The 21,806-nt window shown below is 40.9% G+C and carries 17 protein-coding genes; 8 read left to right on the top strand and 9 right to left on the bottom strand.

The window, feature by feature from the left end:
• Window positions 1–56 precede the first annotated feature (56 nt).
• The 3 genes from JST56_00880 to JST56_00870 all read left to right on the top strand — a co-directional run bounded on the left by JST56_00880 (window position 57) and on the right by JST56_00870 (window position 3,562).
• Window positions 57–1,520 (top strand): hypothetical protein, encoded by a 1,464-nt coding sequence (locus JST56_00880; protein MBS1987529.1) that lies wholly within the window; start codon window positions 57–59, stop codon window positions 1,518–1,520.
• 29 nt (window positions 1,521–1,549) lie between these two features.
• Window positions 1,550–2,857, top strand: coding sequence for a hypothetical protein (locus JST56_00875; GenBank protein ID MBS1987528.1), 1,308 nt, complete (start codon window positions 1,550–1,552; stop codon window positions 2,855–2,857).
• 171 nt (window positions 2,858–3,028) lie between these two features.
• Complete coding sequence (locus JST56_00870; protein MBS1987527.1) at window positions 3,029–3,562, top strand: hypothetical protein; 534 nt, start codon at window positions 3,029–3,031, stop codon at window positions 3,560–3,562.
• On the opposite strand, the gene JST56_00865 is transcribed toward JST56_00870, so the two are convergent.
• Window positions 3,559–5,499, bottom strand: a complete 1,941-nt coding sequence (locus JST56_00865; protein ID MBS1987526.1) for an alginate lyase family protein — start codon at window positions 5,497–5,499, stop codon at window positions 3,559–3,561. The two genes, JST56_00870 and JST56_00865, sit on opposite strands and share 4 nt — an antisense overlap.
• A 131-nt stretch (window positions 5,500–5,630) precedes the next feature.
• Between JST56_00865 and trpS the strand changes: the two genes are divergently transcribed.
• Both trpS and JST56_00855 read left to right on the top strand, forming a co-directional pair.
• Window positions 5,631–6,638, top strand: coding sequence for a tryptophan--tRNA ligase (gene trpS, locus JST56_00860; protein MBS1987525.1), 1,008 nt, complete (start codon window positions 5,631–5,633; stop codon window positions 6,636–6,638).
• Between the two features lie 166 nt (window positions 6,639–6,804).
• Window positions 6,805–7,617: a hypothetical protein gene (locus JST56_00855; GenBank protein MBS1987524.1), complete on the top strand. Its 813-nt coding sequence runs from the start codon at window positions 6,805–6,807 to the stop codon at window positions 7,615–7,617.
• A 79-nt stretch (window positions 7,618–7,696) separates the two neighbouring features.
• On the opposite strand, the gene JST56_00850 is transcribed toward JST56_00855, so the two are convergent.
• Together JST56_00850 and JST56_00845 are read right to left on the bottom strand one after the other, a co-directional pair.
• The gene (locus tag JST56_00850; GenBank protein MBS1987523.1) at window positions 7,697–8,572 is read right to left on the bottom strand and encodes a class I SAM-dependent methyltransferase; all 876 of its coding nucleotides are present in this window, start codon (window positions 8,570–8,572) and stop codon (window positions 7,697–7,699) included.
• Window positions 8,569–9,510, bottom strand: a complete 942-nt coding sequence (locus JST56_00845) for a tyrosine-type recombinase/integrase (protein MBS1987522.1) — start codon at window positions 9,508–9,510, stop codon at window positions 8,569–8,571. The genes JST56_00850 and JST56_00845 overlap by 4 nt, the downstream gene beginning before the upstream one ends.
• Before the next feature lie 128 nt (window positions 9,511–9,638).
• On the opposite strand from JST56_00845, the gene JST56_00840 reads away from it, so the two are divergent.
• Entirely contained in the window at window positions 9,639–10,295 is a 657-nt protein-coding gene (locus tag JST56_00840; protein MBS1987521.1) for an endonuclease III, read from the top strand.
• Between the two features lie 109 nt (window positions 10,296–10,404).
• Here the strand turns inward: JST56_00840 and JST56_00835 are convergent, their stop codons facing one another.
• The 5 genes from JST56_00835 to mutS form a co-directional block, all read right to left on the bottom strand.
• Window positions 10,405–11,331 carry a hypothetical protein gene (locus JST56_00835; GenBank protein MBS1987520.1) on the bottom strand — a complete coding sequence of 309 codons (927 nt, stop codon included), beginning with the start codon at window positions 11,329–11,331 and terminating at the stop codon, window positions 10,405–10,407.
• Window positions 11,332–11,595: 264 nt separating this feature from the next.
• Entirely contained in the window at window positions 11,596–12,969 is a 1,374-nt protein-coding gene (locus tag JST56_00830) for a hypothetical protein (protein MBS1987519.1), read from the bottom strand.
• Window positions 12,970–13,203: 234 nt separating this feature from the next.
• Complete coding sequence (locus JST56_00825) at window positions 13,204–14,073, bottom strand: hypothetical protein (GenBank protein ID MBS1987518.1); 870 nt, start codon at window positions 14,071–14,073, stop codon at window positions 13,204–13,206.
• 308 nt (window positions 14,074–14,381) lie between these two features.
• Entirely contained in the window at window positions 14,382–15,389 is a 1,008-nt protein-coding gene (locus JST56_00820) for a protein serine/threonine phosphatase 2C family protein (protein MBS1987517.1), read from the bottom strand.
• Between the two features lie 122 nt (window positions 15,390–15,511).
• Window positions 15,512–18,184 carry a DNA mismatch repair protein MutS gene (gene mutS / locus JST56_00815; protein ID MBS1987516.1) on the bottom strand — a complete coding sequence of 891 codons (2,673 nt, stop codon included), beginning with the start codon at window positions 18,182–18,184 and terminating at the stop codon, window positions 15,512–15,514.
• Between the two features lie 405 nt (window positions 18,185–18,589).
• Between mutS and JST56_00810 the strand changes: the two genes are divergently transcribed.
• Complete coding sequence (locus JST56_00810) at window positions 18,590–19,423, top strand: hypothetical protein (GenBank protein MBS1987515.1); 834 nt, start codon at window positions 18,590–18,592, stop codon at window positions 19,421–19,423.
• 29 nt (window positions 19,424–19,452) lie between these two features.
• Complete coding sequence (gene cmk, locus JST56_00805) at window positions 19,453–20,130, top strand: (d)CMP kinase (protein MBS1987514.1); 678 nt, start codon at window positions 19,453–19,455, stop codon at window positions 20,128–20,130.
• A gap of 43 nt (window positions 20,131–20,173) precedes the next feature.
• Here the strand turns inward: cmk and JST56_00800 are convergent, their stop codons facing one another.
• Window positions 20,174–21,643 carry a PhoH family protein gene (locus JST56_00800; GenBank protein MBS1987513.1) on the bottom strand — a complete coding sequence of 490 codons (1,470 nt, stop codon included), beginning with the start codon at window positions 21,641–21,643 and terminating at the stop codon, window positions 20,174–20,176.
• Between the last annotated feature and the right edge of the window lie 163 nt (window positions 21,644–21,806).

Raw genomic sequence — 21,806 nt, 5'->3', positions numbered from 1 at the left:
GTTTTGGGCGTGGTAAACTAGGTCAGGTTATAATTCTGAACTTGTGGAGGTTTATCATGAATAAAGTATGTAATTTTTTTGTTGTTATGGTGATGCTCTTTGCGCAGAGTAATGCTCTCTTTTCTATGGAGTCTGAGCATGGTCAAGATGGCCAAGCAGGCAAAAAAGCTTCGCGCAAGCGATCGCGGAGCGATGTTGATGTTCGTGACGACGTAAAGCAGCCAAAAATTGAGGTGAATGGCACTCAGATGGGGTGTAATTCAAGCTTAAAGCAAGCCTCTTACGAAGGTCATGGCCTTCACTGCGGATATTACGCATTGTGGAATGCGTTATGTGGTGTGAATCCTGATTTTCAAGGTGAAAATACTCATCGAGAAGATTTTAACAAACATCTTGAGACTTGGGAGAATATTGTTTTTCAAAGACGTGCTCCGCAAGAAGCTTGTTTTGTGAACATATTCAGGGGGCCAATTTTACCGAGTGAAGTTAATAATTTACAGGTTGAAGAGCTTGATCTATTAGTTAATCGTCTTGTACAGGATACTTTATTGCCAGTATCTCATGCTGAACAAGTAACAGATGGTGTGCAAGCAGCGAGTAACGTTACCGTTTTTGCTTCAAAGAATCAGATAGCTCAATTAGCTACTGGCCATGGATTGACTCCTGCATTGTTAGATCGTATCAGAAAATTTCGAGCCGATAGTCAGCCTCAAGCTTTTATTATCAACACAGGAAGCGCTCGTGATGAAAGACAGGTTGGTACATTTCACTGGATAGCGGCTGTTCTTACTCCTCATTCTGCACCAACTGAAGAATTTGCTTATGAACTAAAATTTTATGATTCAGGTTATGTTCCTCGAAGTCGTGAGAATAAAAAGGATTTTGATCAATACTGTAAATCATTAATTCCTATGGGAAACAGTATTCACGCGCTTTTTGTTGAAGAAAATCTTGATCTGCTGACCGCTCGAAGCTTGCTTACCCCACAGCTTCATGCAGTAAAAGTATATTCAGATCAATATGCAGAGATAAGCAATGCTTCTAACGATATTTTACTTTGGAGTTGTGATGTTTATTCTGATGAGTACATTTATTTTCTTGAAGATTATGTGCGTTGTTGCATTAGAGCAGCAGCTCCTGACAGATTTAATGAATTGAATGCAAAAATGGCTTTACGCCGTGCGAAACGAATAGACAATAATGATTATGCAAAGTTTCTTCGTCGTAAAACTATTCCTGTGATGCAAGCTCAACTAAAGAGCCTTTTTCTTGATCCCAATTGGACACAATTTGAAGAGCTTAATGTGCATATTGGCACGCTTCAAGCATGTGCGCGACAACTTGCAATCAATAAACTTGCAAAAACGTATGGAGATTTTGTTGTTACTGGTCAGGTTACACAAGATGCTTTCATTCAAGTTGCTCATGAGGCCGGAATTTCTCATGAAATTATCGATGCTGGCATTGCTCAAGTTGAAGATCCTTTAGTGATCAATAACATTAACGTTATTACTGATTAAGAGTAATTGTATAAATCGGAGAATATATTATGAATAAAATAAGTAAATTTCTTGCTCTTGCGCTAGTTTTTGCTCTTGCGAGCAATGCACTTTTTGCATCACCAGTTATTGATACAGAGGTTAGAGCTAGCTTGAAACAAGCGGATCAAAGAGGTCACGGTCTTCATTGCGCATACTACGCATTGTGGAACGCATTGTGCAGCCTAACTCTTGGGAAAGATAATCGTCGTAATGCAGATCTGTTTAAGGAATATCTTAAGGGCTGGGAAGTCATAGTTCGTCAAAGCCGTCTTGCGCAATCTATTGATAACTTACAGGTTGAAGAGCTTGATTTGTTAGTTCATAATTTGGTTCGAACAGATTTATTGCCAGCATCTCATGCTGAACAAGTAGCAGATGGTGTGCAAGCAGCCAATAACGTTACCGTTTTTGCTTCAAAGAATCAAATTTCTCAATTAGCGCAAGGCCATGGATTAAGTCTTGCGTTATTGGCACGTATAGAAAAATTTCAAGCCGATAAACAACCTCAAGCTTTTATTATTAACACGGGAGATGCTCGTGATGAAAAACAGGTTGGTACGTTTCACTGGGTAACAGCGGTACTTACTGCTTATGAGTCTGATTCAGATGAGGCTCAATTAGGCAAAGAGTATTGTTTGACATTTCACGACTCGGGTTATGTCCCTGATAGTAAAAAAAATTATAAGCATTATAAGCATTATTGTGAGACAAAAAAACCCATTGCAGAAGATATTATTAATCTTTTTCTTAAGGAAGACCTTGGGTTGCTTAAAGCACGAACTTTACTCACTCAACCGCTTGGAGCTGTTGCTATACAGTGCAAAGTTCTTGAGCAATGTGCAACTGATTGGGAATATGTTGGCCGTTTGGAAGAAGCGGTTATCGCGCTTAATAAAATTCTTGGCAATGAAGTTCGAGATACTCTCATTCAACTTGGAGAAACGCGAATACGGTTTGGAATGGATTTTCGTGGTAAAAACGGCTGGATTCATCCAGATTATCCTGAGTATTTAAGGGGAGAAGCACTTGAAGATTTGCAAGGAATTTTTATGAGTTTTCGCTCAGAGGCGGCATTTGATGGCACATTGAGTCAGCCTGGTTATGCTGTTAAACCAGAGATTGTCAAAGAACTGGCAATCAATAAGCTTGTAGAAGCCTACCAACAATTTGTTGTTACGGGTCAGGTTACAAAAGATGCTTTCATTTCCGTGGCACGTGAGGCAGGAATTTCTCAGGAAATTATCGATGTCGGTATTGCCCAGGTAGAATATCCTCTGGTTGTTCATCAAGATGTTGTTGCAATGGACACCGAGTAATAAATAGTTGTAACTATAATTCATACTCTTACTTGTGATACTTTTAAATCTGGCGTAAGGAAAATATCTCCTTGCGCCAGATTTTTCGCTTTCTTGTCGTACCGAATAAAAAGGGGTATGGTAAAAAATAGAAAGCGAAAAAAAAAGGGATAACAAAGGAGAGGGCATTCCATGAAGAAAATTAATCATGATGAAATTAATCATGATCAAACGTTACTCAACAGTCTAGTCGGGCTGCCGCAACGTATTTTGCAGCTTCATGAAGTTGATGAGCTTTCACCGTTGATATTACATGAATTAGGCCATGATTCGCATTTTGGACTCAACAAAGCAGTGTACCTTGTCGACAATCCAGACTTTGACTCACTCAGAGGAGTTGCCGGTTTTTGCAAGGATGAATGCAGCCTGCACAAAGCTGATGTTTGGCAAGATCCTTATTCGTTTGCACACGATATGTCCAGTGGGCAGTTTCATCAACAAATAAAGCAGTTTAACCATGCAAGTATTACTCGTAACCATGACCAATGCAGCCAAGAAGGATTAGTAAATTTGGGCAAAACGCTTGGCTTGAATAACCCATCATGTTGCATGTGGAATACGCGGCACGGTAACCACGGCATTTTGCTCTTTGAGGGCCGTGAAAATATGGTTGAAAAACAAAAAAGTCTTTTAAGCCAAATAATTGCGCTTTTAAGCTTTTGCTAAAACAACTGTACGGTTGTTTTTTGCTTAGTCTGGCTTAGAGGCAGCTGTGCTACCAGGCGCGTGCACGGCAGCTTTACCCCATACGCAGGACTAAACCAACCCTGCGTACTTTCGAGTCGCAAGGTTGAGGTAATGCTGGCCAGAGGCTTGGCGTTGAGCTCAACAATCCAGTTTTTTGTTTGTTCATCCTGCACAAGCTGGATTGATGGTGCAAACATAAAAGACCAGCACGTTATCGCATATTTTGGGTTATGCTCAGCTGTCCACCAGTCATAGAGTGTAATAATGCGTGCATTCTTATCAAGGTCCAGGCTTCGATGTGCAACAATATCGGGTTCTTGCACCGCTTGATATCGATCAACAAGTTCAATCGTTTTCTCTTGATCTAAAATCAGGCTTTGCGAAGATTCTGAAATTCTTTTGAGTTGAAATAAATCAAGCTCCTGAGCGATGCGCGGTTCAAGCGCGGGTGATTCCAAATACATATTATTGTGATATGAAAAATCCCGAAACGTGTTGCGCCATGTTGGTTGACTCGTGTAGCAATACGATCCAGGATCAACCAAAATAGGTATTCCATCAACTGAAAGTGTTATGGATAGCTGATCATAATGGAAGTGGCCCGATGGTTGATAGGGCGCAAAGGTTGCATGTCTGAACGTCAGGTGTATTCCATTATTTCTGATAATGGTCAGGCCGAAGTCTTTGTAGCTACTTAAGGTGTCATGGAGACGCGGTTTTATGTAAAGTCCTGCAACAATTTTCCCACTATCATTATCACCAATTTGAATGAGTGTGCCATTGCTATAGGTTACTTGTGCTGCAAAGGTGAGCATTTGATTGAGTCGGTGCTCAAGCATAAACGGGAGCTCGAGTGCATGCGCTTGTCCAAGTAAAAAAGTATGCAGAAAAATTTCAGTAACCAAGATGTGGTAGGCGGTTGAGCCTTCATAGCAGGTTCCGTCGGGCAAAATTTGGTGGTGGAGTTGTTCAACTAAAAGTTTGAGCGCATGCTGACGCTTCCGATAAATCTTTTTTATGTTAATAAAGAATGTGGAGAGATAGAAGTACCCGAGTAGATCTGCAAGGTAGTGGTTGTTTGGTTTATCCGATGTTTCAAAGTTGTATTCAAGATATTCAAGGTGGTTATAGAGCGAGCAGACAAGCTTTTCAAAAAACTGAGGCATGATGCTGGGTTCGTTTTTAAAGAAGTGAAATCCCCAGAGCAGATTAATCGCTCTGATGCCTACGTCCATAGGGCAGAGCCAGTTGACACCAAGCAAGTAGGGATTTTGGTGCATCCATTGTGACACGTGAGCATGAAATGCCCGTGCATAGCGATTGGCCCATTCGTAGTGTGAAATTTCTTGCGCTGCCCGGTATGCCATGCCGAGCACAAAAATATGGTTGAAGCGTGAGATTTCCCAAGGAATTTTTATATCAGGATTACGTTTTTCTTGGTCAGTATTTTCAGCGGTGTTCACAAAAGGAATTTTAATATCCTGATAAAATTGATTTTTAAAGCTTGAAAAACTTTCGGTCTGTCCTGAGAAGAAATCTTCGTGCCATTTTATATTTTTACCAAAGCAGTGTTCTCCAAATCCTAAAATATCTAAGCAGCCTTGAGCGATGTGGTCTGCGTGGGCAAAAAGTTCTTGTGGTATAGAAAAGTGTGGGGGGAGGTGCTCAACAAAGCGCCGGTGTATGAGTACTTTTTCGAGGTGATGGTTTTTTTTGAGGAGCTCAAAGAAGTCATCAAATTTTTTTGGTGCCCGAAATTCTTGAACAATATCGGCCCAGGTCAGCCCTGCTGCTTGAGCCAGTGAACGCTGTTTCCAGCGGGCGGAAAATGCTTTTTTTCGTTGACGTTTAATAAGGACTTCCCGGAGTCCATTAAATCCTAGTTCGCGAATGCGTTGCAAATAATGAGCAAGCATGTTCTCCTTTCTATGGTCCTTTTGTATGGTCCAATTTTGCTCAAGAGCCTACGGGAGATTAAGAAAAAATTCAAATTTTTGCGTGCTCGAGTACACTGAGTGAAAATTTTGAATTTTATGAAAGGCTAAAAATGTCCGCAAAAAAAATAATTCTTACCGGTGACCGCCCAACAGGTCCCTTGCACCTTGGCCATTATGTCGGTTCACTCAAAAATCGTGTAGCCCTGCAACACGACTACGAACAATATGTGATGCTTGCCGATGTGCAGGCGTTGACTGACAATTTCGAAACACCAGAAAAAGTGCGCGCAAGTGTTCTTGAAGTCGTGCTTGATTATTTGTCGGTAGGAATCGATCCTGCAGTTTCCACTATTTTTTTGCAATCAATGATTGGGCCTATTGCTGAGCTGACCATTTTCTATTTAAATTTGGTCACGGTTGCTCGGCTTGAGCGTAACCCAACAGTTAAAGATGAGATCAGGCAAAAGGGATTTGGCTCGAATGTAACGGCAGGCTTTTTGTGCTATCCGGTAAGCCAGGCTGCTGATATAACTATCTTTGGCGCGCATCTTGTTCCTGTTGGGCATGATCAATTACCTATGATTGAGCAGACTGCTGAAATTGTACGCAAATTTAATAGAATTTATGGTGAGGTCTTAGTGGAACCTGAGGCGCTTGTTCCTGCAACTGCAGGCAGATTACCCGGCCTTGATGGCAAAGCTAAGATGAGTAAGTCACTTGGTAATGCTATTTATCTTTCGGATTCTGCTGATGAGGTAAAGCGCAAGGTCATGACCATGTACACTGACCCTGAGCACATTCATGTTGCTGATCCAGGTAAGGTTGAGGGCAACATGGTCTTTGCGTATCTTGATATTTTTGATGATAGAACTGAAGAAGTTGCTGAGTTAAAGGCTCATTATGAGCGTGGTGGCTTGGGCGACGTAACACTTAAAAAGCGTCTTATCGAAGTACTCAATACTTTCTTAGAGCCTCTGCGCGTTAAGCGTGCACAGTTTGCGCAAGATCCGGCACAAGTTTTGGAAATTGTGCGTCAGGGTACCCTGAAAGCAAATGCTCTGGCAGAGCAGACGCTTGCCAGGGTTAAGCAAGCAATGAAAATCGATTATTTTAGATAAATTCTTTAGCCCTTGAGTCTATAATGTTTAAGTGCCGTTTTTTTACAAAAATGGCACTTTTTTCTATATTTTAAAAAATATTTACAAATAATATAAATAATTTAAAATAGTACAATAATCAATTGGTAACTATTTTGTCAAAATATGTGGGCAAGGGGAGCTTCTCATGATTTTAAAATTTATACCCATTTATCTTTTTGTAATGAATTTTCTTGGAATGATACCTCTTTTAAGCATGCAAGAAAAAAGCGAGCAGCCACCGTTATTTGCTCAAGAGTTACAAAAATTTCGTAGACGTATGCATGAGAAAAATTCATTTAAAATTAAAATCAGGCGTACGATGTCTCAACAGCGTACAGGTTCAAGGCTTAATAGTATGAAAAGAAAAAGATCAAAAAAGCGTTCTAAAAAAGCAGAGCGAATTTTTATTCATAAAGCTAATCTGAATCCTGTAAGGCTTTCTCCGCTTGAACTTCCAATTGAAGCAACGCTTACGGCTCAAATGCTACGAATGCTGATTCAGAACGATAGCCTTCAACAAGCGTTAAGCGAAAAAAAGTCACCAGAAGAAGTTTGTGTTCTCCTTGAATGTGCTATGAATGAAAGTGATTTTACCGGCACACGCAAAACTCCGTTTCGAGTACCTCATTCCTATTCCTACTTGTCTCGAATTTTAATGAGAGCCAGATTTCTTGGCCTTTTATTGCAAGAACGGGAAAGTTTAAGGATGCTCCTTCTTGCGTCTCAGCTTACTCAAGAAGAACAGGCAGAAATTATGTCTGCTTTTCAGGCGATAGATAGTAGGACTATTCCTCGTATAAATAAAGAAATATGGAATCAAAAGGTTTTGGAACTTGCGGTTGATTGCGATGGAAAGTCACTGTTAGAAAAAGCCTATGAATCAGGTGATGAACAAATCATTAACTCTGTTAAGAGTATTCAAAAAATTTTTTTTAATCCTGTTCGATTAATTGATTGATTGCAACTTTATCACATAACAAAAGTCCCATCGAGTAGAATTTATCTACGAGATGGGACTTTTTTAATTTTAATTCAATTTAAAATCGTGCAAAAATTGAGCAGGGGAGTGAACGCTCATCGTTTACTTCTCTCAGGTGCAATTCACCATGTTCAATCTGTTGCTCAGGGAAATGATCGTTGAGCAAGTTTGCAAGAACGGTTGACGAATATCCCATTGAGTAGCCGTTGAAAACAAAGAACAATGGGCGAGGACTCAGTGCTTTTTTGCACAGCTCAAGCAGATCGCCAATGCGCTTTTCAAATTCAAAGACATTACCTTTGTTGTCTCGTCCAAATGCTGGTGGATCCATGATAATAGCATCATATTTCATGCCACGTTTTACTTCACGGTGCACAAATTTGGTGCAGTCGTCGACAATCCATCGAATAGCCGCGTCATTCATCTTGCTTAAATCTTGATTGCGCTTTGCCCATTCGACTGATGGCTTTGAAGCGTCAACGTGACATACGCTTGCTCCAAGATTTGCCATGAAAAGGGTCGTTAGGCCGGTGTAACCGAATAAGTTGAGAACATTTGCATTTTTGCGTTTGCTCAGTCGGTGTGCGATCCATGGCCAGTGAGCAACGTTTTCTGGGAAAATGCCGATATTTTTAACTGATGGCGCAAGGCGTAATGATGCAACAATTGAGTGTTTTGCAGTTTTACTGAATGGTGGAATCTTAAAAAACCACTCTTCTTTGAACATTGATTTTTGCCACATGCTTTTACCATCAGGAAGCTTTTTAAAGTAAGCGTTAGCCTGTTCCCATTGGTTTTCAGGTTGAGCTTGCTTCCAAACGCAGCTTGCATCCGGACGTGCAACAATATTGGCCCCAAAGCGTTCAAGGCGATAGCCATTGCCTGAGTCCAACAATTCGTATTCATTAAAAGGAGGGGGAGTAAGAATGATCATGATTCATGGTCCAATACTAAGTAATCAAGGTTATTAAGCGGGTGCTTTTCGTCACACATTTGAGCCAGATGCTGGTTTGAAACATGTGTGTATATTTCCGTGGTTGCAATTGTTTTATGCCCAAGCAGCTCTTGTATTATGCGCAAATCAACACCCTGATTCAGCAAATGAGTAGCAAATGAGTGACGAATCTTGTGAGGCGAAAGTTTTCTGTCGACTTTTAAAAATTTACGAAACATTTCAAAAATGCGCTGTACCGAGCGCTGGGTGAGTTGTCCCCCATTATTATTTAAAAAAAGGTGTTTTTCTATTTTATTTTTGAGCAAGCGAGGGCGTTCGTCGTGTAAGTAACTGTGCAGGCTTGTTTCAGCCTTTGAGCCAAAAAGAACTAAGCGTTCTTTTCTACCTTTTCCCATAACTTTAATAGTTCGTTCCTCAAAGTTGATGTCGCTCAAGGTGATTCCGACTAGTTCTGAACAGCGAACCCCTGTTGCATAGATGAGTTCAAAGATTGTCTTGTCACGTAAAGGATACTTCGTAGGTAGTGTCTCATTTTTTAGCGAATCGAGCAAGTAAAAAATCTCGTCAACGCTCAAGGTAATAGGGAGCTTTTTGTCTGGGCGTGGTGATTTAATCTGCATTCCCAGCTTAATGCCCTGTGCTTTCAAAAAGTTCTGAAATGAACGTAAACAGGACAGTTTACGGGCAAGTGACCGTTTTGAGATCTTTTTATAAAAAAGAGAGGTTGCAAAACGGCGCATAATCTTATCAAACGAGTGTTTGATCGCTTTTTCCTTTTCTTCGATTAAGAGCCAAAACTGGTACAGTTGTTTGAGGTCGCTTTGGTAGGCGCGCACGGTATGAAGTGAGGAGTTTTTTTCAACTTCAAGAAATGCGATAAAATCTTTAATTTTACCTTTGAACATTTCTAAGTTCATGCGTTTGGTCCTCCTTGTATAATTCGAGCTTTTTCTTCAATAAATGTGTGCTAGTATAGAACCTGTTGTATAAAAAATAAACGTGATTTTTGTGCTTTATCAAGCACACGACAATAACAGTGGCACATTTGATTATGATCAGAGAAGAGATTATCAGAATTTTGGCTAAGAAGACGGTTGCGTATGTACAGCCCTTGATTAATAGCATCATCGATGAGTATGGCAAAAATCCTTACCTTATCTTGATCGGCTGTTTACTCAGTCTGCGTGCGAAGGATATTTCGACCATTCATGTTTGCAGGGACCTATTTAGTCGGGTGAAAACCCCTCAGGAGCTCTTGGCTCTTCCAGAAGATGATCTTAGGAAAATCATCTTTAAAACGGGCTTTTATCAAAATAAAGCTCGAGTACTGCGTGAGGTTTCCCGCACGATTATTGAGGCGTTTGATGGTAGGGTGCCTGACACCTATGAACAGCTTATTTCTATTAAAGGTGTAGGTCCTAAAACTGCAAATTTAGTATTAGGGATGGCGTTTGACGTGCCAAGCATCTGTGTCGACACTCATGTGCATCGTATTTCAAACCGCCTAGGGCTTATCAAGACCAAGACGGTTGAGCAGACAGAGGTTGAGCTGAAAAGGCTTTTGGATAAGAAAGATTGGATTACCTGGAATAAACTGTTGGTGATTTGGGGCCAGAATATCTGTGCACCTATCTCACCCAAGTGCAGCCAGTGCGCTATCAGCCATGTGTGTAAAAAGGTTGGAGTTACTCAAAGTAGATAAAAAAGAAAAGGCGCCTTCCATGCTCCTTGGGGAGGAGAGTGTGGGATGGAGAGGCGCCGTAAGTTTGGTTTAAAATTAAGTTTAACTTCAAAGTTTGAGTAAAAGCTTTTTAGTCGACTACTTTTCCAAGTTTGTAGCCTGTTCTTTCAACCGGTGCATCGACATGTTTTAAGCGTCTGCCGCTTCGTTTGATAGATCGGGTAAATCGACTGTCTTCTTGAGGTGTCCCCTCATATGCACTTATTTCAGCGTCAAGTTCACCAAAGAACTTGTAATCAGCAAGACTGTATGGACGAGGAAGCAATTTGTCTAATGTTTTGCGCAAGCTCTGTGCTCTCTTATAATCACGAGCGGTCCATGGGCTCTTATCAAGCAGCTTTTCGGCTTGCCTTCGTGCTATCGTAGCACGTTGAGCAGAGGTTTTAGGCGTAAAACGCTTTTTGCGAGAAGCTTGGGTTTTTTTGTGACCAGACTTCCATGACTTTACGCGTCCTTGGTTATCAGCTGTTTGTGTTACGCCTTTAGGCTGACGACGTGGACGAGCTGTTCTGCTTTTACGTGTAGACTTTGCTTTTTTAAAGCTTTCTCTTCGTGAAACACGGCGCTTTTCAAACTTAGAGCCTTCTTTGCCTTTACGATTAGATTTTGAACGAGATTTTGACCGAGCAGCTTTTTTACGACTTTTACCCGCAACTCGCTTGCGTCTCTTGCGAGCTCCCTTAGTCACCGCAGATTCTTCTTTACTATCAGCCTTGCTTGCTGGAAGCGGTGGTGGAGTAGGAATTGCAGCAGTTTCTTCTGTTTCACCAACGCTGGCATCTTCGCCGTACAAGCTACTTGTGTCGTAATCAATGTTATCTTCTTCGGCGGCAGCTTTTTTAGCAGCGCGTTCAGCTCGTTTTTCTTCGTCACTGAATAAGTTGGCAACGCCGCTTAAGTCTGTGTCATCGCTGATTGTCCCTGCATTAATATTGCTCTCAATAATTCCACCGACAAGCAGTGCGCAGAGCAGCAGCTTCTTGGATATTTTATTCATAGTTCTATCTCCTATTTTTGGTTTTTAACGACCTATTTATTTTCCTATTGTTCTTCTTCTTCGGTTCAATATGAGCATCATAAGTTTGGAGTACTTAAAAGCTTTCTTGTTATTCTTAGCCTACTAAACTTTAATTTCAAATGTAAATATTTTAAAAAAAATAATTTCACATTGAATCATGTTGAGCCGCTATGTTTCATCTAGAAAACAAAGGCGCCTGGAGTCAGCTCCCCAGGCGCCATATATTCAGTTGCTTATAGTGCTTTATTCAACTGATTGTTGAGCTTGTCGACGTGCTTGCTTTTTCTTAGTTGATTTCTTTTTAGCTGAGCCTTTACGTTTGGAGCTACGCTTGTTCGACTTTTTGCGTGAGACGCCACGTTTGGTTGATTTCTTGCGTGCTGGTCCACGACGTGTTACGCGACTACCGCGAACACGAGATTTACGTTTTGACGTTTTTTTAACGCCATAAAAGTCCTGAACTGACTGCTGTTTTTTTGGTTGACCAGCATTTTGTTGCGCAGCCGCTCGTCGCGCTGCTTTGAGTTGCGCCTGCTTAAGCAAGTAAATTTTGCGTTTACAAACACCAATTGCATCATTTTTTTGAGCGATTTTTTGTCTGTGTCGAGCAACTTTTTTCTTGATTGGAGCAACAGGCTCAATTGGAAGTACTTTTACCTCTTCAAGCTTTGTTTCTGTTTTTACAAGCTCTTTTTCTTCGGCTGCTTTAGTTTCTTCTAAGTTGGCAAGGATGTTTTGTTGCTCTTTAATTTGTGCAGCAGCATGGGCAACTTCTAAAGTTGGAACTTCATCAGTTGAGGGCTCCACCTTAAAAGGATTTTCGTTATTGAAATCTTTTCGGCATAACGGACATGTCTTATGAATGTTTTTATCGGTTTGTGCTTTAAACCAATCATCAATACATGCTTTGTGGAAAGTATGATTACAAGTTAACTGGGCACCGTCGTAATTGTTAGGTTCTATATTTTCAATGCATATTGAGCACTCTTGGGCTTCTTGAGTAAGCGGTACATCTTCTGAAGTAGCAGTAGTGGATGCGATCTCACTTTCAAGAGCTGTTTCTTCAGTTCCTAGATTTTTACCCCATCGAGATGGAAGTCTTCGACCCTTTGGCCCCATAGGGCGGGATTTTGTGAGGTGCGATAGTGCTGGAGGAAGTGGAAGTTCTGCAACTTCAACAGGCTCTACTTGGGATTCAGATGCTCTGATCATCTGATTAACCATGCTTTTTTTTTTGTCATATTCAATTTCAAGTTTCATTACTTGAAATTGCTTATTTTGAAAGTCAGTAAAGTGTTTTTTAACAGATTCTTTGAGTTTATTTATTTCTTCGTTGAGTGCGGCTATATGCCCAGTGTCACTTTCATTCATTTGAGATGCAAGGTCTCTTTCTTTTTCTTCTAATAGTGTCTTATTATTTTTATAATCGGTAAAAAGTTTTTTTTCTTCTTCTCTTGCCCTATCAAGTTCTGCTCTAATAATTCTCATTTCTGAAATTGCTTTGCTGTGGGAAGGCTCGTTTACTTCAGCCTTTAAACTATTAATAGTGAGCGTACTTCCTGCAAGCAACGAGCAGAGCAGTAGTCTCTTGAGTAACAATTTATAACGTTTATTCATAGTCTTTCTCCTTTTTTAAATAGTGCGATTTTACTTTTAATACAATACACCTGTTATATTTAGGATACCAAGAGTAATTTCAAATTGAAATAATTTAAAAAAATAATTTAAGATTTTAACTGTTTTGGTTGTATAAAAAAGAGAAGGCGCCCAGTATTTTCAGGCGCCTTGTTCAATAAGCTTTGTAAGATGCGATGTGCAAAATAACATTGCACCATTATTTTGAATTACAGATTATGACTCAGGAGCTGGTTCTGTAGATCCGTCATCTGTTGCAGCCGGTGCTTCGGCTGACGAATCGGTTTGTTCTGCTGAATCAGCTGGTGTGTCAGCTTGCGCTTCCTGAGCAGAAGCTCCACCTGCTTTGTTGCCCTTACCTTTTCGTTGAGCTCCTTTTTTGCCTCGACTCTTACCAGGGGTCATGCCAACGGTTCTTCTCGAGCCATATTTTTTTGCTCCAGGAGGAAGTTGCTGCATTTGTCGAGCTCGCAATTTTGCTAAGTTGCTTGTTGGTTGTCTTTGTATACGCATCAGTGCTCGTTTTTGTTGTGCTCGAACAAGTTGATTTCTGCGTTGGAGACGTTCTTGGGGCTTCATCTGGCTTGGATGTTTACCTCTTTGCATACCAAGAGGAGCAGCACTTTTGCTTTTTTTCCGCTTTGGAAACTTCATGCCGCCACGTTTGCCAGCTTTTTTTCCACGACGTTTTACGCGACGTTTGACCCTACGTTTACGTTTAATTTTTTTACCAGGCTGCGTTGGAGAATCCACTTCTTCGGTTATTTCTTCTTCGACAATTTCAGTGTCAGTACCAGCAGCTGGTGCTGCTGTATTTGAAGGAAGAAATCCTGTTGCTCCTGTCGTCGTTCCCATGCCAGTAGGCGCTGCTGGTGGCGCTGATGCAATCAAAGGTGCTGGTGCAGCAGGAGCTGGGGCTGATAGAGCAGCCGCTTGAGCAAGCGTTGCCGCAAAAGCCGCAGGATCTGCAGAAGCGGTCGGTGATGCGGGTGCAGGAGTCATTGCCCATGCAATACCCATAAGGACCATTGTGAGGCCAAGCGTGATCAGGAGTGCTGATCGCATATTATTCCAAGAGAACTTCATAATAGGATTCTCCCCTTATTGGGCAACGTTTTAAATAATTTATAGTGGAGTACCATGAAGCCGTTCATGATATTCCGTAAATTCATTATGCCGAACGATAATTACAAATGTAAATAATATTTAAAAATATATTGATATTTGATGTGATTCAATCTATGACATATTAATAAGCTTTGATGTTGCCGCCTGCGCGTTGGTTAGTCAACTTACAAGTGAGCAGATTATCTATGATCTTGAGCAGCAACTTGAACAGAAGATCGGAAAACTTAAGTTAAGAAATACGACAGATGTAATTAAAGAAGTATAGTTTATGGAGTGTGTTGAAAAAAGATAATGGTTGCAGTTGTATTATCGTGCTTGCTGATTGTAAGTGATGCGTCTACAAGTGCTTGTGCTATGGTTTGTGCCTGGTCAGGTGTTATTGTCTGTATATTCATATCATTTTCTTGAAGGTAGGCTAGTACAAAATTTGTTGCTGCTTTGCCGGTCATATTATCCCACAAGCCATCACTTGCAATGATAATAAACTGGTGCTCTGGCGTTAAAGAGAAGTTTTGTACGAATGGAAGAGCCGTTACGTGCGGGAAAAAGAGTGAGTCGCCAAGAGTTCGTGACAAATTTAATAAGCTTTCATAGGCTCCTCTCTCATTATCGTATTGAGCAACAATGTAAGTATTGTGATGGATTCTTCGGATGCAATTTTCTTGATTAAATGGAAAGTCTTGGTAAAAGATTTCTGTAGTAACTCTTTTTTCTAAATAAGTAGTATCAGATTTCTCAAATTGTTTGCAAAAATTTTCATTAAGAACATGATTTTCTGTGAGGACTTGTGGCGCCATTAAATTGGATACCTGAAGATACGCTTGCGAGTCACCAACGTTTGCAACAATACAGTGATCTTCGATGATCATTATCGTTGTTGCGGTTGTTCCGCTATTAAAAGTAAAATTAGGATTCTTGTTTTTTAAATCTTTATCAAATTCTTGAAATGATTCTTGAATGAGATCTGGTACGCGGTGTAAGTTGTTTGATTGGAAGAGTGACACTACTTTTGGTGCAAGTTCATTGTGTAGGTGATTTTGTGCATACTGAGCAACAAGGTGTCCCATGCGAACCTGGCCATGGCCATCGAAAATACCAAAGCAATAGACTTGTTTATCCTCAATACCAAACGTATTACTTACATATCTGTCTTGCTGGCTCGTTCGTTCACCTTGTGCACTCCATGAGCCGTGAACAAGTGAAAGAGGTGTTATCGTTGATGTAGAAAATGTGATAGCAAAAAATGCAATAAAAAATAATGATTGGTTGATCATACTGCTCTCTTCTAATTTGAGTATTAACGGTCACGGTAACGTGAATTTTTTGCGTCTTCTCAGTCAATTATCAATCATAAGGCATATTTTATCATACCAGACGGATATACCCGATCAAGAGCTTAATCTTTTTCGTTCAATTTCTCTTTAAGATCCCAGATAAATTCGAGCGCCTGTCGAGGAGTCAAATTATTGATATCAAGATTGGTGAGTTGAGCAAGGAGCTCTTGCTGTTGTGTGACTTGGAGTTCAAGATTTCTGATTGTTTGATGGAGCTGTTCTTCATCAGAATCTATCGAGGTTGTATGTGCAGCGTGATACAAAAATGATTGTTGCGTAGGTTTTTGGTGAGCTTCGCTTGTAGCTTGGAGTTGATGCAAAATGGTTTTTGCTCGCTGAGTGATTGAATGCGGCAGTCCCGCAAGCTTGGCAACATCAAGTCCAAAACTTCCGGGTGCAACTCCCGGTTCAATTTTATGCAAAAATAATAACTGGTCTCCTTTTTTGGTACTGGCCAAGTGGTAATTTTTAATGCCCGGATGCATTGCCGCAAGTTCAGTGAGCTCGTGATAATGCGTTGCAAAAAGACACTTTGCTGTAATCTGAGTAAAGATGTGTTCGATAATTGCTTGAGCCAGTGCAATGCCATCAAAGGTACTGGTGCCGCGTCCAACTTCGTCTAGAATCACCAAGCTTTTTGATGTTGCTTGCGTGCAAATAACCGCTGTTTCTTCCATCTCAACGAGGAAGGTACTTTTCCCCTGAGCAACATTATCACCTGACCCAATGCGTGTAAAAATTCGGTCAAGGATTGGTAAGCTTGCAGCTTGGGCAGGAACAAGGCTTCCACATTGTGCCATGATACAAATTAAGCCCACTTGGCGCAGATACGTTGATTTACCGCCCATATTTGGACCAGTGATGACCCAAAGTGATTCATCGATAGTCAAGTTGGTGTTATTGGGGACAAAAAGATGACCTAAGCTTTCTTCAACAACGGGATGTCGACCAGCTGAAATTATAATCTCTTGTCGGTCATTAAACTCCGGTGTGATATAACGATTGTGGTGTGCTGCAGCTGCAAAACCAAAAAGCCCATCAAGGTAGGCAATGCTTTGTGCTGCATGGCGAAGCGGAGCAAGATAGTGCGCAACTTCTAATTTAACGCGTGCAAATATGGTGGCTTCAAGTTGTTCGATTTGTGCAGTGGCTTGCAAAATTTCAACTTCAAGTGCTTTGAGCTGTTGAGAGATAAAACGCTTGCGTCCAACCATAGTTTGTTGGGCCATGAAGTCTGCAGGAACTTTGTCCAGGTTCGGATTGGTAATTTCTATGTAATAACCGGTTTGATGTGTGTAACCAATTTTTAAACTTGAAATTCCAGTACGTATTCGTTCTTGCTGTTCCAGCGCTAAAATTGCTTCATGACCATTGGTCGACAAGCCCCGAAGTCGATCAAGCTCTAAGTCAAACCCAGGCTTAATGGTGTAACTCAACGCTGTGTCATCATTAGCGCTTAATTCAAGCAACTGTACCAGCGGTGTAAAGTCAGCAATTTTTTCGGCGATTGCTTGCGCAAGCGGAACATGCGCCAATTTGCTCAGGAGCTGCTTAATTTTAGGCATGAGTGATAGTGAGTTTTTGAGCGCGCTGTAGTCGTGAAGGGTGGCACGCGTGAGTGCAATTCTGCCAATAATGCGCTCGATATCAGCAATGTTTGATAGATTATCATCAAGCTTTCTTGTGAGTTCAAAATTTGAGACAAGCTCTTTAACCACCTCTTGTCGTTGAATAATACTTGTTTTTTGCACCAGTGGGCGTGAGAGCCATTTTTTAATCGTTCGAGAACCCATCGGAGTTTTTGCGTGATCAAGTACTGAAAAGAGTGTGTTCTTTCTTCCGCCATCTTGTGTGTTATTAATGATTTCAAGATTTTTTTGTGTTGCCAAATCAAGAATTAGGTAATCATCCGGTTCATAAAATTGAATCGATTTGAACTGTTCAAGCGAAGCGCTTTGATTTCTTTTTAAATAGTGATAGAGCGTGGTGAGTGATTGTTCAAACGCCGGTTGCTGGTGAATTGTGCGGACCGCTTGCGCAGGGAATTGCTGCTCAATCCATGCTTGAGATTCTGAGCTTTTTGGTTCTTCCTCACTCTGCACATCGTTTGCTTGAATGTGTGCATCAATAAAGCTGGTACAGTAGCCCATTTTTTTGAAGTAGGTATCGAAATGTTCAATTTTTTTGAGCTTGGGCAAAATGATTTCATCGGGAAAAAAGCGGATAAGTTCCGCTTCGATGTGTCGGTATGAATCGGCAGGGACTGTCGTTGCAAAAAGTTGTGCGGTTAACAGTTCGGTAAATAAAATGCCCCAGCGGTCGGGTAGTGGATAAAAAGTGAGCAGGTACGATGCTGATTTATCGTCAAGCATGCCGGCATCGATGAGTGTTCCAGGAGTAAAAACACGTGTTATCCCCCGTTGCACAACGGTGCCCGGTTGCGGTTTGGTGAGTTGATCGCACAGTGCAACCTTAAAACCACCTCTGATCAATTTCACCAGATAATGATCAAGTGCATGAATAGGAACACCACACAGCGGAATATCAGCGCCGTTATTTTTGCCCCGCTTGGTCAAAGTGATCGCAAGAAATGCGGAAGCAATTTTTGCATCATCAAAAAAAAGCTCGTAAAAATCACCTACTTGAAAGAACAAGAGAGTATCGGTGAACTGCTGTTTTATGTCGAAGTATTGCTGCATGAGCGGGGTTAATTTTTCCGGTACTGTTTTTTCCATGGGACCTGAATTTTTAGATTAATCGAAGTTGTGACCTTTGTTTATTGCTAGAAATAAATTGACTTAAATAGGGTTTGTCATCCTCGAGAGTCCGCAGGACGAGTCGGGGATCCGTTATATCTCCTTGTTTTATAAGGAAACTTTTAATCCTGATCCCCGCCTTCGCGAGGATGACGAGTCCCTGAAAGCATTGAGTTTATCTGCAAAACAAAAAAATTTAAGCTCAATTCTTAGATCACAACTTAGCTTAATTGGGTTACATAAATTTTAATGCTCAAACATACCATGAAACCGAGCTTTGGTCATTATTTTGACTTTGTTTTTATTGGTGCGATATACTAACCGGCGAGTTGTGAGCTATCTTTTTTGAGGTGAGTAGGCAATATTTTGAGCAAGGGGAGCATCATGAATATGAAGAATATATTTTCGGTTTTGACGATAAGCTGCATGATTATAGTTTTAAATGTTGATATTTATGCTATGGATCAAGATCAATTTGGAGTATCTAAATCAAGATCATTTGGTTCTTATCCAACATCGTTTGATACATTTAAAGGCTTTAAGCCAGCATCTCCATCTCAGTTTGAATTGCAGTTTGACTTCGATAAGGATGCGGATAGTTACTGTGATGATAGTAATCAGGATGAGCAGAATAATTCGGATATTGATGATATGCGCCATGATAACCAATTTGAGCGTGCGATTTCAAGCCCTCGGTTTACTGAAGTATCTTTGGGTTTGTATAAAACAGATCGAGAGTTTTTGAGCAATCTGCTGAGATTGAGCGCTGAGTATCAAAGAATCGATCAGTTTTTTAATGACTTAAAAACTATTACCGATGAAAATCGCCAGCAATTACTAGATTTTGCGGTACAAATTTTTATTGTTGCCGTAGGCAGACTTGACAGCGTAACTCAAAATGAATGGCGAGAGGTTCTTGCAGAATTAGAACGAGAAAAAGAAAAATTAAAAAGAGAGCAAGGAAAAGTGCGGGCAATTAAAGAAAGATCGTCTCGTCCAGTAGCACCTATTTCTGATGAGCGATGGGAAAGTCAAAAAGGCCTTATGGCTCGACAGCTCAATGTGATCATGATGAAAATTTTTACAGAGCTTCAGTTAGCTCATGATGAAATACGAATTCTGATCAATCAACATCAAAGTTCTTTTGCGAGTTTTCAAAAATTAAGCTCGAGCTGGAGTAGTTGTTCTATAAAGAGCCCTTTATCCAGTGATGAGTAGTCAGTAGTTAAAAGGAAAAAGTACACGTTATGATAATTACTATCGATGGCCCGGGTGCAAGTGGTAAAAGCTCTGTGGCACAAGAAATTGCTCGAAAGCTCGGCATTCATCACTTTTCAACAGGGCTTTTGTACCGAGCTGTTGCTTATGTGGTGATGTATTTTGTGCATTCAGATAGCTCAAACAATCATGCAGTTGATATTCAAAATATCGATTTGAGCTTTGTCTCAGAAATACAATTTCGCTTTAAAGATGGGCATGGTTTAGTTTTTTTTAAAGGTATTGATATTACGGAGTTTCTTTTTGATGAAGCTTTGAGTCAGTCTGCGTCAGCATTGAGCGCATTGCCTGAAGTGAGGCATCGACTGCTTGATGTACAGCGTGCTGTTGCCAAAGATTATGATGTTATAGTTGATGGTCGTGATTGTGGCTCGGTGGTTTTTCCGGATGCTGATTTTAAATTTTTTCTGACCGCAAGCGTTGAGTCTCGTGTGCAACGGATTTTAAAAGACCCTAATCGTGCTCATGCTGGGCATGATGAGCAGTATGTAAGTGGTCAGTTGATTGCACGCGATCAACGTGATAGCACGCGTGCAATTGCCCCGTTGGTTGTTCCGCAAGATGCGGTGATCATTGATAGTTCTGATTTAACGTTTCATCAAACGGTTGATAAATTTCTAGAAATTATCACAAAAAAAGCAGGCTGATGTTCAAAATCAGCCTGTGTCATAATCCGGCTCGGTACATTGGTTATAGAATCTCTGCAGCAAGCTTAGCAAGCTCAGAGCGTTCGCTAATCTCTAAGAATACAGTTCCTGAAATTTTTTGATCTTTAAATTTTTCAGCAGTAACGGTCAGCCCGTTGCTCGTGAAATCAAGATAGGGCGAATCGATTTGGTAAGGGTCGCCTGCAAGAATAACCTTGGTTCCTTCTCCCGCTCGGCTGACAATAGTTTTTACCTCGTGCGGCGTTAAGTTTTGCACTTCATCAATGAATACAAATTGATAGGGAATTGAACGGCCGCGCATGTACGTAATTGCCTCCAGGCTCAAAATACCTTTTTGTTGAAGTCGTTCTACGGTATGAGATTCCATGTGTGGAAGTCCGCCGTGGGAATGATTGCTGTCATGCGAATGGCGGCGATCCTTTTTGCCATCTTTTGCTTTTGATTTGTTTTTGGCACCCAAGTTGTATTGCTCTTCGGCTCCTCGCATCATTTGGCTGAAGATAAACTCTAAGTTATCGTGCACCGGTTGCATCCAGTAGTGGAGTTTTTCTTGCAAATCGCCGGGCAGGTAACCAACGTCTGCACCCAATGCAACAACCGGCCTTGTTACCAAAAAGCGACGGTAAACTTTTTCATAAGCAACTTTATAAAGTCCTGCAAGCAAGGTTAAAAATGTTTTACCAGTTCCAGCTGGTCCGAGGAGCGTGATGAGCTGTACCGAGTCATCCATAAGCAGATCTAGAGCCATAAGCTGTTGAATGTTTTTTGCTTGAAAGCTTTGCATGAGCGTGATGTTCTGCACCTCTTTAAAGGTCGTATCACCTAAGTAACGGAACAAGCGATAATTGTATTGGTTACTTTCGCTTTCAAGAATAACGAACTGGTTTGGCATGAGCGTGTCGGTTGCTACAACGGTTGCAAGTCGTCGGGGGGTCATTGACCGTAAATCATTCGGAGCAACAGGAACTCGTATCCAACCTGTATAAAAATCGGAATAACTAATTGTCCCCTTTGTGTAATCTTCTGAGTCAAGCCCTAAAACATCGGCTTTGACGCGTACGTTAATATCCTTGGTAATCAGTTTGACTTCATAGCCTTCTTTTGCGATGTCCATAACGGTTTGGATGATGAGATTATCTTTGAGACTGTAGTTATTTTCTTGAGAGAAAGTGAGTTTGGGAGTGGGGTATACCTTGAGAACTGCGTTGCTATTGTGGTTGAGTTCAACGCCGACTCCAAGACATCCTTGGGTTCGGAGTTCATCCAATTTTCTGATTGCTTCTCGAGCGTTGCGGCCAAGTTCCCCTGCTTCGCGTTTGAAGGTGTCAAGCTCTTCAAGGACGACATAAGGAATCCCAACCACAGCACTTTGAAAGGCAAAAAGAGAATCAGGGTCGTGAAGTAAGACGTTTGTATCAAGAACAAAGATTTTTTTCAGCTCGCTACCTGGGTGGGTTCCTGATGCAAGAACATCTTTGCATTTGTTTGTCATGAAACTCTCCTTTGTTAGCACTACAGGAATATGACAGTTTTCATGGTATCAGCCTTGAGAGGCTTACTGCAATGAATTGAGGTTTTTGGAATTTTGAGTTCCAAGAAATAAATGCAAAATATGCAAACATGAGAGCTCTTGTTTTTGATCAGTGAAATTTTTT

The organism is Candidatus Dependentiae bacterium, assembly GCA_018266175.1.
Taxonomy (GTDB): Bacteria; Babelota; Babeliae; order Babelales; family RVW-14; genus JAFEAY01.
The sequence above is the reverse complement of the archived record's forward strand: the minus strand, read 5'-3'. Positions and strand labels throughout refer to the sequence as shown.

Bases quoted from the DNA above. Each gene is read 5' to 3' on its own strand.
- JST56_00880 (MBS1987529.1), top strand. From the start codon at position 57: ATGAATAAAGTATGTAATTTTTTTGTTGTTATGGTGATGCTCTTTGCG.
- JST56_00875 (MBS1987528.1), top strand. From the start codon at position 1,550: ATGAATAAAATAAGTAAATTTCTTGCTCTTGCGCTAGTTTTTGCTCTT.
- JST56_00870 (MBS1987527.1), top strand. From the start codon at position 3,029: ATGAAGAAAATTAATCATGATGAAATTAATCATGATCAAACGTTACTC.
- JST56_00865 (MBS1987526.1), bottom strand. From the start codon at position 5,499: ATGCTTGCTCATTATTTGCAACGCATTCGCGAACTAGGATTTAATGGA.
- trpS (MBS1987525.1), top strand. From the start codon at position 5,631: ATGTCCGCAAAAAAAATAATTCTTACCGGTGACCGCCCAACAGGTCCC.
- JST56_00855 (MBS1987524.1), top strand. From the start codon at position 6,805: ATGATTTTAAAATTTATACCCATTTATCTTTTTGTAATGAATTTTCTT.
- JST56_00850 (MBS1987523.1), bottom strand. From the start codon at position 8,572: ATGATCATTCTTACTCCCCCTCCTTTTAATGAATACGAATTGTTGGAC.
- JST56_00845 (MBS1987522.1), bottom strand. From the start codon at position 9,510: ATGAACTTAGAAATGTTCAAAGGTAAAATTAAAGATTTTATCGCATTT.
- JST56_00835 (MBS1987520.1), bottom strand. From the start codon at position 11,331: ATGAATAAAATATCCAAGAAGCTGCTGCTCTGCGCACTGCTTGTCGGT.
- JST56_00830 (MBS1987519.1), bottom strand. From the start codon at position 12,969: ATGAATAAACGTTATAAATTGTTACTCAAGAGACTACTGCTCTGCTCG.
- JST56_00825 (MBS1987518.1), bottom strand. From the start codon at position 14,073: ATGAAGTTCTCTTGGAATAATATGCGATCAGCACTCCTGATCACGCTT.
- JST56_00820 (MBS1987517.1), bottom strand. From the start codon at position 15,389: ATGATCAACCAATCATTATTTTTTATTGCATTTTTTGCTATCACATTT.
- mutS (MBS1987516.1), bottom strand. From the start codon at position 18,184: ATGGAAAAAACAGTACCGGAAAAATTAACCCCGCTCATGCAGCAATAC.
- JST56_00810 (MBS1987515.1), top strand. From the start codon at position 18,590: ATGAATATGAAGAATATATTTTCGGTTTTGACGATAAGCTGCATGATT.
- cmk (MBS1987514.1), top strand. From the start codon at position 19,453: ATGATAATTACTATCGATGGCCCGGGTGCAAGTGGTAAAAGCTCTGTG.
- JST56_00800 (MBS1987513.1), bottom strand. From the start codon at position 21,643: ATGACAAACAAATGCAAAGATGTTCTTGCATCAGGAACCCACCCAGGT.